This is a genomic window from Streptomyces sp. NPDC002004 (assembly GCF_053593975.1).
In genome coordinates this window covers 20,778-36,167 of sequence record NZ_JBSFDP010000011.1, presented here as the reverse complement: position 1 = coordinate 36,167, position 15,390 = coordinate 20,778, and the positions used below count along the sequence as shown (strand labels likewise).

The following is a 15,390-nucleotide window of genomic DNA, read 5'->3' as shown; positions in this document are numbered from 1 at the left end:
AACGACGGTGCCCGGCGACGGAATCGCCTGCTGTTGACCCCCACATCCCAGTAGTCGCCCGCCCCTGCCGTCGAGTTCCCGGCGGCACGGCCCTTTCCGCAGACCGTGCCGCCGGGACGGCCGACCCGTACTCCCGTCGTGGGGAGTCCGGTGTCAGGCCGTCAGCGTGCTCTGTGCCTCGTCCTCCTGAACCAGCTGTTCCAGGGTGGCGCGGGCGCGGGACACCCGGGAGCGGACCGTGCCGACGGGACAGCCGACGAAGCCGGCCGCCTCCTCGTACGACAGTCCGACCAGCTGGGTCAGCACGAACGCCTCACGGCGTTCTTCGGTCAGGGCGTACAGCAGGTCGAGTAGGGCCACACCGTCGTCGAAGCCCGGCAGGCCGCGCGGCTGAGCGCGTTCCACCGCCGCCTGCCAGTCGACCGCGTCCACGATCCGGGGGCGGACGGCGGCGCTGCGCAAGCTGTCGGCGACCGCGCGGCGGGCGATCGACAGCAGCCAGGTACGGGCCGAGGCGCGGCCTTCGTAGCGGTGCAGGCTGCCGAACGCCCGCGCGAAGGTGTCCTGGGTCAGGTCGTGGGCGGTCTGGGGATCGCCGCTGAGACGGGCGACGTAGCGCAGCACGTCACCGTGCAAGGCACGGACGAAGTGGTCGGCCGCGTCGGGGTCTCCGCCGCGTGCGGCCAGCGCCCAGGCGGTCGCCGAGGCGTCTGCGACTGCGCGATCCGCCTGGGGGGCGGGCAGGACAGAGATCATCACGTGGTGTCCTTCCGGAGTCTTCCGGGGCCGAGGCCCGCGCGAGGCATGGCTCACCGGCACATGGGGTGCGGCCGTACGGGGAGGTACGGCGATGCCCGGAGCCCGTCAGGAAGTGCCCGACCGCGTCGGCGCGTGGACGCGTGGAGGCTGGGAGCCTGTTGGCAGACCTGCGCGCGAACGGTGCAGGGCCAGAGGCGAAGTGGGCCCCGGTGGATCCAGCTGTCTCAGATGACAGCGGCACCCACGGGCGGCCCCCGGAAGGTGAGGGAGGAGCACAGAAGAAGCAGCCGCGCCGGTGCCGGAGCGGCGGTACCGCGGCACCTGTCCACGGACGGGCGAAAGGGCGGTGTGGGCCGGGCCAGCAGCAGACGCAAGGGTGCGGCCAGCCATGCCGCCGCCGCCCGCAGGACGCGGAAAACGGCTCGCTCGCCATAGGCGAGCCACAGCCCGCAAAGGATCGCTGCCAGGAGGTGCGCGGCGAACATGCCGGCCGAGGCCGCACCGCTCATGCCGACCATGTCGCGCATGTGTCCAAGGCCGACCATGCCGTGCACCGTGTGCGCGGTCGAGCCCATGTCCATCGAGGTCATGGACCCCGTGCCCACGACGTTCGTGCCCGTCGAGCCGGCGGCGTGGGACATGGTGGTCGGGTCGGGCGGCGACGCGGGCATGAGTGTCTGCGCCAGAGAGAACGTCTCGTGGAGCACCGCTTGCGCCGCTGTCACGGCCGCGACGATCAGTGTGCGGCCGCGTTCCCGGCCGGCCAGCAGCCAGCCGGCCATCCCGGTTCCCGTCGCACCGGCGGCCATGGCCCACCAGGGGACGGGGGTCCCCGACATGGTCGCGTGAGCGAGGGCAGCGAGCAGCACGCAGGCGGCGGCGAACACGCCGGCCCGCAGCACGCGGCACCACCCTGGGACAGTCATATCCCGCCCATCCTCGCAGCCGACGTCCGGTCGTCATCAGGGCGTACGCACAAGCACCGGACCCCGACTTACCGACCAAAGGATGACACAACTCACATCGGATACAAGGGGACTCGAGGGCCGCCGGGAACGACTACTACTGCAAAGACACCGAACCGGGCCTCACCACGACGGCCAGGACCTTCACCCGGCCGCTGCGCCGGAACTCCAGGGTGAACGGCACCAGGTCACCCGAACGCCATGCGTGTGAGGGCACGGGCACCGTCAGGTCGACCCCACTTGGGGACATCGCGAGGCTGCTTCCCCCGGCGACGGAAACGGAGTCGATCACCGACCGGTAGGCCGCGTGTCCCGGCGTCATACGGTGCTGGGAGAGCGTCACATCGCCGGGGACGTCACCCGCCGTGACCCGGAGCAGTGTGTCGGCCGAGCCTCCCTTGTTGGCGATGGTGAAGAAGGCCGCTGTCTGTGGCACTCCGGCGGTCGGCAGAAGGACTCGCCCCTCGGTGACACGGATGAGCGCCGGGCGACCGGCCCGCCCCGTGCCGACCCAGGCGGTCAGACCGGCCAAGGCAACGCTGCACGCGGCCACGGGCACGAGGGCGGCGACCGCCCCGTCCCACAGCCGCCGGCGGCCGAGGCTCCTCGGCAGGGACGCACGGTCTGTGATCCGCTTCACCGGGCACCGGCCTTCCCGCCGCGCTTACCGCGCCCCTGGCCCGGGGTGGGAGACGGCTGCCAGTGGCGCAGCCTCAGGCTGTTGGCCACCACCAGCACGGAACTCGCCGACATCGCCGCGGCGGCGACCATGGGGTCGAGCAGGCCGACCATGGCGAGTGGCAGGGTGACCACGTTGTATCCGAATGCCCATGCCAGGTTGGCCCGGATTGTGCCCAGTGTGCGCCGAGCCAGCCGGACGGCGTCGACGAGCGCCTCGATGTCCCCACGTGCCAGGGTCAGGTCTGCTGCGCCGATGGCCACGTCGGTGCCGCTGCCCATGGCGATGCCGAGGTCGGCGGCCGCGAGCGCGGCCGCGTCGTTGACCCCGTCGCCGACCACCGCGACCCGTGCGCCCTCCTGCTTCAGCTCCCGTACAAGGTCGGCCTTGTCCTCGGGGGTGCAACGAGCGTGCACCTCATCGATGCCGAGCGTCTCGGCGACGGCCTCGGCGGGAGACTTGCGGTCACCGGTGGCGAGCACCGGGCGGATACCGAGCCGGCGCAGTTGGTCCACGGCCCGGTAGCTGCCCGGCCGTACGAGATCTCCGACGGCGATCAGCGCTTTGGCCCGGCCGTCCACCCGCACCAGAACCGATGTGTGGGCGCCGTCCTCCGACGCGGCCAGCGCCTTGGCCAGCACGCGCGGCACCTTGCCGTCCGGCGCGCCCACCTCGACCGTACGGCCGTCCACTCGGCCGCTGACCCCGCGGCCCGGGACCGCGACGAAGTCGGTCACGGCCGGCAGTGGTTCGGCCGCCCCAGTGCGGCGTGCGTACGCGCTGATCGCCCGCCCGATCGGATGCTCGGAGCCCTGCTCCACCGCCCCGGCCAGCCGCACCGCCGCGTCCTGCCCGAGCGCGCCCGCCACGGCGGTGACCTGCGTCACCGTCATGTGACCGGTGGTCAGTGTGCCGGTCTTGTCCAGGACGGCCGTGTCCACGTGCTGAAGGGCCTCCAGCGTCTGCGGCCCGCTCACCAGCACACCCAGTTGGGCTCCCCGCCCGGTGGCAGCCATCAGCGCGGTCGGGGTCGCAAGCCCCAGCGCGCAGGGGCAAGCCACGACGAGGACGGCGACGCAGGCGGTGAGCGCCGCCTGGGGGTCGGCCCCGGCCCCGAGCCAGAACCCGAGGACGGTCACCGCGATGGCCAGGACGACGGGCACGAACACCCCGGCGACGGCATCGGCGAGCCGCTGCGCCCTCGCCTTGCCGGCCTGCGCTTCGGTGACGAGGCGGGTGATCCGGGCCAGCTGGGTGTCCGCGCCGACCGCCGTGGCCCGGACGAGGAGCAGCCCGCCGGAGTTGACAGCCCCGCCGACCAGGGCCGATCCGGGACTCACTTCCACGGGTCCGCTCTCGCCGGTCACCAGCGACAGGTCCACGGCGGAACCGCCCTCCGTCACCTGCCCGTCGGTGGCGACCCGCTCACCGGGGCGCACCACGAAGACCTGTCCCACCCTCAGTTGCTCGATGGGAATCGACCGTTCGCCCCGCTCGTCCCGCACGGAGACCTTCTTCGCCGCCAGCTCGGCCAGCGACCGCAGCGCCGCCCCGGTTCCCCGCCGGGCCCGCCCTTCCAGGAACCGCCCGGTCAACACGAACAGCGGGACGCTGACGGCGGCTTCGAGGTACACGTGTGCCATGCCCTCCGAAGCGGTGGGCACCAGGCTGAACGACATCCGCATGCCGGGCGCGCCCGCTCCCCCCCAGAACAGCGCGTACACCGACCAGGAGAACGACGCCACGACCCCGAGAGAGACGAGGGTGTCCATGATGGCCGTGGAGTGACGCAGCGCCCGTAGCGCCCTGATGTGGAAGGGCCAGGCGCTCCACACCGCCACGGGGGCCGCGAGCATGAAGCACAGCCACTGCCAGTTGCGGAACTGAAGAGCCGGCGCCATCGACAGCACCAGTACGGGCAAAGCCAGCAGCGCGGTGACCGCGAGCCGTTCCACCTCGCGACGGGCCTCGGCCCCGGCACCGTCCGGGTCCTCGGCGGCATCGTCGTCCTCACGCACAGGCAGAGCGGCCTGATAACCGGCCTGCTCGACCGCGGTCACGAGGTCCTGGGGTGCGACACCCGCCGGATGACTGACCCTCGCCAGCCCCGTGGCCAGGTTGACCGTGGCTGTGACGCCTTCCAGCTTGGCGAGCTTCTTCTCCACCCGTCGGACACAGGCCGCGCACGTCATCCCGCCCACGTTGATGTCCGTCACCACAAGGCTCGCCATGGGTTCAGCCGTCATCACTCACCGTTCCCGTGGCCCATCCCCGACATGTCCTCCGTGCTCTCGTCCATCCCTGGCATGTCGTCCGTGCCGCCGCCGCTCCCGCTTCTCCCCGTGCCGTGCATGCCCGGCGCTACCGGGCCCTGCGCCGAGCCAACGGCAAAGGACACCGAGAACAGCAGCACGAGCAGGAGCAGGAAGCCGCAGAGCGCAGGGGGAGGCAGCAGTCTGCGGGGACTTGCACCAGCGGTACGGGGAGAGTGCGGGATATCGGCCATGCCCGACCTTCCTGGTCGCATCGAACCGTCGTACAAAAGCAGGCAGTTGAAGCCATGCCGTTCGAGTAGTCGAGTCGACAGTCCGTCGAGTTCCGACGCTCAATCGTGACGTGCATCACACATACACAAAGGGGCTGTGCGTCACGCCACCCCGGGCGCGATCCCCACGACACGGCGGTGCCGTCTCAGGACGCCGCCAAACACGTCGAAACGCCCTGCCTGCACAGCTGCGCAGTCACGCAGGTATCCCAGGTCACATCGGCCCACCTGCGAGGTGTCCCCCATGCCCCTCGATCCCCACCTGGACTGCCGCGATGTCGCTCTGGCCACCCGCCGAGTCCTCACCCGGGCCACGGGTACGGGCAACGCACTGATCGCAGCTGAACCGGCAGCGTGTCTGATCGCCTGTCAGCGCAGCCACGAAACGCGCAGTCAACATGCTTCCTTCAACGAGCACTGCCGCATGTGCGCGGAAGTCACCGGAGAGACCGCCGACGCATGCCGTCAGGCACTGGCTGACTTGCGTGCGTGAACATCCAGGACGTCAAATCATCCCGGCGGGAGGAAGTGAGGGCCGTAGGTCTCCTTTGTGCCGGTGATCGGGATCTCCATCAGCTCCACAGCAGGAGTCCTCAGCCTGCGCATGCACCGCACAGCGGTCTTCAGGCTGTGCCGGTCACCGTCTCCCCACGCGGTGTCGAGCGCTTCCAGAACCTTGGCGTAGGTGTCGTCGAAGTCGTGCAGGAGGCGCTGGGCGTCGGCGGGCGGTCGCTTCCAGCCGCCCGCCGGGACCCTGGCCATGGGCCGCACGTCGGGGAAGGGCACTGGCGCCCCGGTGTACCGCCATTCTCCCCCGACATCACGCAACTGGCGGCCGTGGTAGATCTCGGCGAAGGCGTAGTAATGGGCCATGTGACCGTCATCGAGACCGTCGGCCGGAGAAACCGCGGTGCCTTCACCCTGGTCCTTGATGACCTCGATCGAGCGCTCGACGTCTTCGAGGGTCTTCACCGGCCTGAGCGTGTCTTCTCCGATGCGCTCGTGCATCTGCCGGTGCACCGACAGATCAGGTGCCACGGCCCGGAACGATTTCCGTAGTTCCTCGTAGAAGAGGCCGATGCTGAGCGGGGCGTGCGCGCTCTCGGTGAGTGGTTCGGCGGGGGCCTCGATGGCCATCATCACGTCATGGACGAGGGACTTGGTCAACCCGGACAGGTATACGTTGACTCCTGGGTGCACCCCGCCCGGCAAGGGACCTGGATAGGTGGGCGCCGACGCCTTGATCCGAGGCCGTCCCCCCAAGCCGACCAGTAGATTGCAGACGATGCCGAGGTGATACATCTCGTCGGAGATGATCCGACGGATCAACCGAGCGGCATCACTCTTGCGGTCCCTGATGGACCACCAGCCGCACAGGTACGGCGGAATGGTGGAGAACTCGATCTCCACGGCGACCTGAAGAGCCGATCTGAGCCAGTCGACGTCGCGGTTCTCCGCCGGGACGGCGACGAGGCGCACCGCCTTCCCGTTCGGTGACGTGCCATGCCGTTCAGGTGCCGGCCGTCCAGGGGGATCAGCGCACGCGGCCATTGAGACCGGTGTGCCCGCCGCCAAGGCAGCCGACGCCAGGAGGGTACGCCGCCGGAAGGGGGATCCGGTCGGTTCCTCAGGAGATCGTCTCGCATTCGCCATCGCAACCTCCGCACGCGCCCGCGAACCGGGCCTGAGCCTCGAACCAGGTGCGTGAAGGTAGCAATCCGGCCCCCTTCCACCGGGGGGCCTGCGCCGCACGACTCGCCTTTCCACGCAATCGGTCCACGATCGGGAACTCATCGCCCGCCGGGCTCGACTACATACTGATGAGGTGGCTGAGATCTGCTTCTCATGTCAGGCACCACGACATCGGCTTCGAGCGGCTGTGCTTCGCGCCGACCCACGCTGACGGCCGCTGGAGGGGATCTCCGGCAGCACGGAGCACACCGTGTCGCCGCAGTCCCCGGAGACGGCATCGCCCGGCCCCGCCCGCTGCCATCGGGGAGACGTGACGTCAGGGGAGCCGGCCGGCGCCCCCGCATCCGCCGGGGAGTGATCCCGGCGGTATCCGGTCGCAGCCGCTACCAGGGCACAACCCTCCCCTGGCGATCCAGAAAGTGGAGCCCCGGCTCTCCCCCTTGGGCCTCGATGGTCTTCACCACCCCGGGAATGCTCTCCTCCACACTGAGATCCGCGTCGGGGCCGCCGAGTTCGGTGCGCACCCAGCCCGGGTCCATGAGCAGCAAGGTCCGCGTGTCCCCGGCATGGCGGGCGGCGTAGCTGCGCATCAGCTGGTTCAGCGCCGATTTGCTGGCTCGATACAGGTCCTGCCCGCCCCTGGTGTTCCGCGTGATGCTCCCTTGGTCGGAGGACATCACCCCGATGGTCCCGGCCGGGGCGACCAGCGGGCTGAGCCATTCCACGACGCGCATCGGGCTGAGCGCATTGGTGATCATGACTTCCGCGAACATGTCGGTGGGGACTTCGCCGATCGGAAGATCCCCGCGAGTGATGGCGGCATTGATGAAGAGCAGGTCGAGGGTGCGGTGCGCCAGTCGGTCACGCAGGCCGGTGATCTGCTCCGGCTCGGTCATCTCCAGAGACTCGACGGTCAGTCGACCTCCGGACGCGTCGGCCAGTTCATGGAGGCCGGTGCCTTGGCCGCCACGGACCGTGCCAATGACGTCCCAGCCGCGGGCCAGGTACTCGGCAGCGAGCCCGAGGCCCAGGCCCCGGGAGGAGCCGACGACGAGGGCGGTCTTGCGGGTGTCGGTCATGTGATTCCTGTCGTGGGTCGGGACCGCTTCGGAGCATCGTTCGCGGTCGTTTCCTTGGAGATCGATCACCGAGGACGGTCGTGCCGGGCGGTGAGTGCGGCTGCGGGTTCGGTGGGCGGCCCAGTCCAGGGTTGTGGGGCCGATGTGCGTTCCCGCTCACAGCAGTTGGCAAAAGGTGGTCGAGCTCGTGGCCTATGTGGTGCAGGGATCGCCCGTTTCCACGGATTCGTCCAGAGCACACTGCGTGGCGGCCACCGCTTGTGCGCACGATCCGCCGCGGCCGCCGGTGAGTGCGACGGCCTTGCCGTCCGGCAACTGCCGTCCGCAGCACGTCGCGTGGTTCAGCTGCGGCGACGGGTCGTGCGACAACTGGAGCCGTCCGCAGGGGTGATGGCGATCATGAGTCCAGTCTCCGAGTCGTCCGGCCGCGCGTCCAATACCCTTCCGAATGCATTGATACCGTCAGGGCATGGACCTGGATCTGCGCAAGCTCCGCTATTTCGTCGCGGTAGCCGAACACCGGCACTTCGGCCGGGCGGCGCAGGCGCTGTTCATCGCGCAGCCGGTCCTCAGTCGTCAGATCCGCGCCTTCGAGCAGGAGCTTGGATGCCTGCTGCTCACGAGGACCACGCGCAGCGTCGAGCTGACTTCGGCGGGACAGCAGCTGTACGACGAAGCGCGACGGATCACCACGGTGGTGGACGGAGCGCTGCGCCGCGTACGCGAGGCCGAGTCGGGAGAGCAGCGACTCGTGGTTGCCTTCTCCCCCGGCCTGCACGTGTCGGAGGCGATCCGGGCGTTCGCAGCGAGCCGCCCCGAGGTCGAGATCGATGTCTTTCCCCTGCGCTGGTGGGAACAGGACGCCCCGCTTCGCGACGGCCGCGCACACGTCGGATTCCTTCGGCGCCCTTTCGACGACTCGGGGCTGCGTACCGTCCCCATCGGTCACGAGACGAAGGTCGCCTGCCTTCCTGCGACACATCCGCTGGCCGGCCGTCGCTCCCTCACGTCGGCCGATCTCGACGGTGAGCCGATTCTCGATGCCAGGACGCGGCGCACGTCCTCACTGGAGGAGAAGTTCGAGCTCATCGCCTCCGGGCAGGGAATTGCACTCGTCCCCCTCAGTGTCGCGAGCTTGTACTCGCGCCGCCCGGGCCTCGTCTACCTGTCGGTCAGCGATGCCCTGCCCGCCGAGACCTGCCTGGCGGCGCCCGAGGGCAACTGCGCAGGGCTCGTCGTGGACTTCCTGGACATCGCCACCGTGACCCTGCGCCGGAGCTCCGGCACTGCGGAGAAGGAGGAGACCCGGGCCGCGAGCCCGGCGCCCACGTCACCACCACGGCTCCAGCGGTGGGCAACGGCGCCGGTTTCAGAGTGAGCCCGCGATGACCGCATTGGGCCAGGGCATCCGCTGCCCATGAAGTCGCTCTCCGGTTCCTTGTGGGGCAGGCCGCAGCGAGCTGCGTTCGCCACAGGCGCCGTGAACGAGATCGCCTGCGACATCACGCAGACCGTCTCCTGATCCCGGTCGACGTCCTGCTCGTCGAACTGCTCGCCCCCGGCGACGTCTCCGGCTGCCTGCGCTCGCGAACTCCTGGACGCGATCGATCTCGATCGGATCACCCCATCCACGAGCTCCGTCTGGCATGTGACTCGTCCAGTGGCCTTCTGCTCCGGTCGCCGCGGGGGCCGCCAGGGCGGCCTGCATCGCCACACCGTCCACGTAGGAATGCTTTTCCTTCACGGCGCCGTTCTCCGCCAGGACAAAGTCCACCAGGTCCACCTCGACAGCGGCACCGGAAACCGATGGGGTCGGCCGACGCAGGCCATGTGCTGGACTCCACGTCCGGCCGGGCGCCAGGACCAGTTCCCGCCTGTGTCGGGATCGCTCACAGCGTGACCGCCCGGCTAGGCAGGGATGAAACTCGGCCACCAGGACGGGACATGTCCCGGGCATCGAGGGGCAGGGTAGGAGTCCACCAGGCCAAGCCACGTCACCAGGAACCAGGTGACGCACACGGTGAAGACGAGACCTGCGGTCAGTGCTGCGCTTCGGTGACGCCTTCCCAGGGTGCCGTACAGGACGACCCAGGAAGCGGCTACGGCGATCCATATGAGAGGGGCGAGAAACAGCAAGGTCATGCTGCTGGCCGCTGCGTTGACGCCGACGTCACACGCCGCCCACACCCTCCCGATAGTGGCGACGGAGACCACCGAGGCCAGACCCCCGAAGAGAACGCCGCACAGAATCCCTCTGGACCAGGGTCTCGGAGGTCTCGTCGGCCCAGCTTCCACCATCGCCCATCTCCCATCATCGGAAGGGCGGAGACTACCGAAGTGCTGGAAGCGGTCCTCCTGCGCCCTGCTTCCGGCGCCGTCGTCGGCAGGTGATTCCGTGGCCGGCGAACTCGACCACGACCAGGCTGCCGCGCTGCGGCGACAGACCGCATGGCTCGCCCTGAAGCCCAGTCAATGTCCGGGAGGCTGCCGCCCGTTCACCCAGGTCGGAGCCGTATCGGCCGTCAGGGAGAAAGATGGTCGAGTGCGGACGCCGGCGGCCGGGTGTGCAGCAGGTGAGTGAGGGTGTCGCCGAGTTGGGGGGTGAGGGGGCCGGTGTGGTCGATGCCCAAGTGGCGTGCGAGCTCAGCCGCATGGAGGCGCGTCGCGGCCTCGCGCAGCAGCGCGTCCACGGCGATGGCGGCACGAATCCGGTACCGGGCGGTGAGCACGAGTGCTGCGGCAACGGGTGCCGCAGGCCACCACCAGCAGGTGAGTGGGGCGTAGAGCAGGGCCCAACCGCCAAGCGCGGTGGCGCGCGACAGGTCCTGACGCGCCATGCTGATCTCGGCGCGCACGGCATCGGGCAAGTGGAGCCACAGATGCGGCCAGAGGGTTCCCAGGTCGAGATGGTGGTCGCGATCGAGGCGGACGGCCGTGGCATGGGCGCGGTCCCCGCTCCAGGTCGGCCGGTCCGGCCGTTCGGGAGCGATCCGGGCACGGGCCCGATGGGCGGTGCGCCACTGGACGGAGGCGGAGGGCCCGCCTCCGTCGTACGCGCGACGAGCTCTCACAAGGCCTGTCCGGTAGGCCAGGTCGGCGGTGTCCCAGCGCTGCCGGCGGCTGCGTACGCACGTGTCGGCGATCCGGCGGAAGGGAGCAGGCCAGTCGCGCCAGCCGGCGGCGAGTGCGATGCGTTCCACGAGGGAACCCAGTGCCTGGGCGACGATGCCCACCATCGCCGCCCCCGCGAGCACGGCGGCCAAAAGCACCACCTGGCCGCCGACGGTGGATGCGGCTGGTGCCTTCGCCCAGTCCCCGATGCGGTCGGCCAGTGCCCTGGCGTCCAGCGCGTCGGACTGCCCGAGCGTGAACGCCGCCGTGGCGACGGCGAGGTACAGGGCTCCGGGCAGGACGAGCAAGGACAGCCAGCGCTCGGCAAGTTTCTTGCCGAGCTCTCCCAGCAGGTCGCCCACGGGTCACAGCCTCGTGCGGATCATTTCGTGCCCGCTCATGTCGCAGCGGAGCAGCCGCCCGGGCTGCGGCCACGGGCGACCGGAACAGAGGCGTATCGGGCACACGTACCAGAGCTCGAGCGGTTCCTCGCCGTGCCCGGGCGGTATCAGCCCTCGTCGCTGCTTCCCGTACAGGCCCAACGCGTCACCGGCGTTCAGTAACGCGTCGTGCAGGCGGTCCAGCGCGGCGGCCAGGTCCCCGTCGCCGGTCACGGCGCTCACCACCGACCCCAGCGGTGCGTCGTCCCCGTCATTGGCATCCTGCAAGGCCTCACAGATGGCCTCCCGGTTCGCGCAGGCGACCGCAAGGCCATCGGCAGCACGCCGTGGCAGAGCCCTCATGATGTCCCCCTCCCCCTGAAGTGCACGGACGCCCACGCCCCCGGCCCGGGCACTGCCGGGACAGGCCCTGCGAACCGCTCCAGATGGCGAATCATCCGATCACATCTGCTCAAGTCATCCAATCCTAGGACAGACTCGGCTAGCGTCACTGCCACATGACGAAAGCGCCGGGGGGGGCTCGTGGACGAGCGGGAACACTGGACCGAGCGACTCGAGTCCCGGCTTGCACGGGTGACGGCGCAGCACGGCCTGGCCGCAGTGCTGGATCCGGCCGCTGCAGAGGCAGCCCGGCAACTGTCCGCATTCCTGCGCGATGACGACCACGACGTCCGGGCCCGGTACGCGCTGGGCTGGTTCCACTGGTACCGCTCGGTCGCCCTCCCCGAAGAGCGGGCTCACGGACATCACGATGCGGCAGTCACCCTGTTCGCGCTGTGCTTCGTATCGGGGGTGCACGACATTCCCGGTCCACTGCTGCCCGCCGTCGCGGACGCCGTGCGGCCTTCGGCCTGCGCCCTGCTGCAACAAGCGGTCGACACACAGCACCTCGGTCTCCTCACCGCTGCCGTGACACTCTGGCAGTCCATCGTGGCAGTCACCCAAGCGGACCACCCCGATCTGCCGGAGCGGCTGTCGTACCTGGGGGTCGCCCTCGGCGACCGATACCGAAGGACGGGTGAGCCGGGCGACCTGGCGGCAGCGGTCGAGGCAGGGCGCGCCGCCGTGGAGGCGACGGCAGCCGGCCATCCGAGGGCGTCCGGACGACTGGTCAACCTTGGCAGCGCCCTCATGGCTCAGTACGAACGGACGGACGCGCTCGAGGACTTCGACGCGGCGATCGCCGTGGCGCGCGCCGGGGTGAGGGCCGCCCCGCCCGGCCATCCCGACCGCGCCGGGAACCTCTCCCATCTGAGCCTTGCACTCGAAGCACGGTTCAAGCGCACCGGGAAAATGGAAGACCTGAATACCGCCATCGAGTCCGGCCGCGAGGCCCTTCTGATCACACCCGACGGACACCCGCACCGGCCGGCGCTGCTCTCCAACCTCGGTGGGGCCCTCAGGGCGAGATTCGAAGTGACCGGGGATCCGGCCGACCTCGACGCCACGTTGGAGGCGGACCAGGCGGCCTTGGACTCCACCCCCGCTGACCATCCTGACAGGGCCACCCGGCTGCTCAACCTGGGGACCACGTTGCGGGTCCGATCGGAGGCCATGGGCGACCCGGCCACCCTGGACGCCGCAGTCGAGGCGCAGCGGGCAGGGCTCTCGGACATCCCGGATCACCATCCCGGCCGGGCCGGATGGCTGTCGAACCTCGCCGTGGCGCTGGAACGGCGATACCGCCTGAACGGAGCTCTGGCAGACCTCGACGGCGCGGTCGAGGCCGCACGCGCTGCGATCGCCGTGACGCCGGCCGACAACGCCGAATGGGCGGGCAGGCAGTCCAACCTCGCCGTGACCCTCAAGGCGCGGTTCGCACGACTCGGCCATCGGACGGACATCGACGAGGCTATCGAGGCCGCGCGGAAAGCCGTCGACGCCACCCCGCGAGACGACCCCCGCCGCGCCGGACGCCTGTCGAACCTCGCCGTGGCCCTGGAAAGCCGGTTCACGCGATTCGGGGACCGGGCAGACATCGACGAGGCCGTCGAGGCAGCCCGTGGCGCTGTCGACGACACCCCGTCCGGTCACCCCGATCAGGTGAAGTGGCTGGCCAACCTCGCCGGGACGCTGCGGGAGCGCGCAGTTCGGACCGGCGCGGGCCCGGATGTGGAAGAGGCCGTCGACACGGCCCGGGCCGCACTGGCCGCCGCGACCCGCGAGCACGACCACCCGCACCGGGATGAAGCACAGTTCAACTTCGGCATCGCCCTGAGCCTTCGACACGCGGCGACCCGGGCGGAAGCCGATCGGGACGGCGCGTCGACCGCCCTCGCGGACGTACTCGAACACGCCACCGCCGTACCGCGCCTGCGCGTGTTCAGCGGCATCGCCGCGGCGCAGCTGATCGCCCCATCCGACCTGGGGCGGGCGTCCGACCTGCTGGAGCACGCCATCGCACTGCTCCCTCGGCTGGCGCCCCGACACCTCCAACGGGGGGACCAGCAGCACGCTCTCGCGATGTTCACCGGGCTTTCCGCGGAATCCGCGGCGCACGCCCTGTCCGACGGGCGGCTGCCCGGGGACCGGCGGGCTGCCCGGGCCCTGCACCTGTTGGAGACGAGCAGAGCCGTTCTCCTGGGCCAGTCACTGGACACGCGTAGCGACCTCAGTGCACTCCGCCGGGAGCACCCGGAACTCGCGGCGCGGTTCGTGGAACTACGTGACCTGCTGGACAACGTCCCCACCAGCGTGCCCACCGGGACCGAGGGCACCTCCCCCTGGCTCCACCGCGCTGCAGACCAACGGCGCCGTCTCACCGACGAGTTCGAGACGATGCTGACCCGAATCCGCGACCTCGACGGCTTCGCCGACTTCGCACTCCCCCTGAGCGAAGAAGAACTGATCGCCCAGGCCAAGGACGGACCCGTCGTCGCCCTCAACGTCAGTACGTACCGCAGCGACGCCCTGCTCCTGACGGCAGACGGCATCACGTCCCTGGAGCTTCCCGGCCTGCGGCACTCCGAGGTGATGCAGCGGATCACCGCCTTCCGTCAGGCACTGGGCGCCTCGACCGACGGAGCGACCCCGATCAGCAGACGACACGCGCAGGCCGACATCGCGGACACGCTCGCCTGGCTCTGGGACGCCGCGGCAGAACCGGTGCTCCGGGCCCTGGGCCATCATGGGCCACCCCCACCCGGAGCGGAGTGGCCACGCATCTGGTGGGCACCCGGCGGTCTGCTGAGCGTCCTGCCCCTGCATGCCGCGGGCCATCACGCCGATCCACCGGACGACCCGCGGTGCCGGACAGTGATGGACCGGGTCGTGTCCTCCTACACCCCGACCGTCCGCTCTCTGCGGCACGCCCGCCGGACCGCCGGCACCCCGCCGGAGCACGTACAGGACCGCGCGCTCATCGTCGCCATGCCCGATACCCCGGGCGTCCCCGGACGCCTGGAACACGTCCCGGCCGAAGTCTCCATCGTGTGCCGCCTTCTCCCCGACCACGTGCTGTTAATGGAAGCGGAGCACGGCACGTGTACCGACAGCGACAGCGACACGGTACGAGGCGTGCGCACAGCGGCCCCGGATCCCTGCCCCACGAGCGAGAACGCGCTGTCGCAGCTCCCCCACTGTTCCGTCGCCCACTTCGCCTGCCACGGCGACGACCACCCCAGTGACCCGTCGCTCAGCCGACTGCTCCTCCTCGACCACGCCACCAGCCCGCTCACCGTGGCCCGACTCGCGCAGCTGAAGCTCGAACATGCCCGTCTGGCGTACCTGTCGGCCTGCGGAACGGCGCTCTCCGCCGTGCCCGAACTGTGGGAGGAAGCGATTCACCTCACCAGCGCCTTCCACTTGGCGGGCTTCGCGCATGTGGTCGGCACGCTCTGGGAGATCAACGACGCCTACGCCTGCACCTTCGCTGAGCGCTTCTACAGGAACCTCGTCACCGACGGTCAGGCGCTCACGACCGAGCACTCGGCGTTCGCCCTGCATCACGCCGTGCGTGCCGCACGGAAGGAACGGCGCCGTCTGCCCTCCCACTGGGCCGGATATCTCCACGTCGGCGCCTGACCAGCCATGGAGCAGCAGGAGCTCACCGCCGTGCTGTCCGCTGCCCGCACCACGTGCTGGGCCCGCCGGGCCAGCGCCAGGGCCTCGGCGAGAGGCGGGTGAGCACGGGCGACGATGTCGCGCCCCTCATCGTCCC

11 protein-coding genes are annotated in these 15,390 nt (G+C 70.2%); 3 read left to right on the top strand and 8 right to left on the bottom strand.

Annotated elements, in window-relative coordinates; all coding sequences use genetic code 11:
- Positions 1-153 precede the first annotated feature (153 nt).
- The 4 genes from ACWCP6_RS18530 to ACWCP6_RS18515 form a co-directional block, all read right to left on the bottom strand.
- The gene (locus ACWCP6_RS18530; RefSeq protein ID WP_450933528.1) at positions 154-756 is read right to left on the bottom strand and encodes a sigma-70 family RNA polymerase sigma factor; all 603 of its coding nucleotides are present in this window, start codon (positions 754-756) and stop codon (positions 154-156) included.
- Positions 757-983: 227 nt separating this feature from the next.
- Positions 984-1,685: a hypothetical protein gene (locus ACWCP6_RS18525; RefSeq protein WP_450933527.1), complete on the bottom strand. Its 702-nt coding sequence runs from the start codon at positions 1,683-1,685 to the stop codon at positions 984-986.
- A 136-nt stretch (positions 1,686-1,821) separates the two neighbouring features.
- Positions 1,822-2,364, bottom strand: coding sequence for a copper chaperone PCu(A)C (locus tag ACWCP6_RS18520; RefSeq protein WP_450933526.1), 543 nt, complete (start codon positions 2,362-2,364; stop codon positions 1,822-1,824).
- On the bottom strand, positions 2,361-4,649 hold the full coding sequence (locus ACWCP6_RS18515) for a heavy metal translocating P-type ATPase (RefSeq protein WP_450933525.1): 2,289 nt from the start codon (positions 4,647-4,649) through the stop codon (positions 2,361-2,363). Before ACWCP6_RS18515 ends, ACWCP6_RS18520 begins: the two co-directional genes overlap by 4 nt.
- A gap of 543 nt (positions 4,650-5,192) precedes the next feature.
- Between ACWCP6_RS18515 and ACWCP6_RS18510 the strand changes: the two genes are divergently transcribed.
- Positions 5,193-5,441 (top strand): hypothetical protein, encoded by a 249-nt coding sequence (locus ACWCP6_RS18510; RefSeq protein WP_450933524.1) that lies wholly within the window; start codon positions 5,193-5,195, stop codon positions 5,439-5,441.
- 17 nt (positions 5,442-5,458) lie between these two features.
- On the opposite strand, the gene ACWCP6_RS18505 is transcribed toward ACWCP6_RS18510, so the two are convergent.
- Entirely contained in the window at positions 5,459-6,358 is a 900-nt protein-coding gene (locus tag ACWCP6_RS18505) for a ferritin-like domain-containing protein (RefSeq protein WP_450933523.1), read from the bottom strand.
- 665 nt (positions 6,359-7,023) lie between these two features.
- Positions 7,024-7,719, bottom strand: a complete 696-nt coding sequence (locus tag ACWCP6_RS18500) for an SDR family NAD(P)-dependent oxidoreductase (protein ID WP_450933522.1) — start codon at positions 7,717-7,719, stop codon at positions 7,024-7,026.
- A gap of 469 nt (positions 7,720-8,188) precedes the next feature.
- On the opposite strand from ACWCP6_RS18500, the gene ACWCP6_RS18495 reads away from it, so the two are divergent.
- A complete protein-coding gene (locus tag ACWCP6_RS18495; RefSeq protein WP_450933521.1) occupies positions 8,189-9,097 on the top strand; it encodes a LysR family transcriptional regulator in 909 nt (302 codons plus the stop codon).
- 1,144 nt (positions 9,098-10,241) lie between these two features.
- Here the strand turns inward: ACWCP6_RS18495 and ACWCP6_RS18490 are convergent.
- On the bottom strand, positions 10,242-11,192 hold the full coding sequence (locus ACWCP6_RS18490; protein WP_450933520.1) for a hypothetical protein: 951 nt from the start codon (positions 11,190-11,192) through the stop codon (positions 10,242-10,244).
- Positions 11,193-11,195: 3 nt separating this feature from the next.
- Positions 11,196-11,498 carry a hypothetical protein gene (locus tag ACWCP6_RS18485; protein WP_450933519.1) on the bottom strand — a complete coding sequence of 101 codons (303 nt, stop codon included), beginning with the start codon at positions 11,496-11,498 and terminating at the stop codon, positions 11,196-11,198.
- 255 nt (positions 11,499-11,753) lie between these two features.
- On the opposite strand from ACWCP6_RS18485, the gene ACWCP6_RS18480 reads away from it, so the two are divergent.
- A complete protein-coding gene (locus ACWCP6_RS18480; RefSeq protein ID WP_450933518.1) occupies positions 11,754-15,254 on the top strand; it encodes a CHAT domain-containing protein in 3,501 nt (1,166 codons plus the stop codon).
- Positions 15,255-15,390 lie beyond the last annotated feature (136 nt).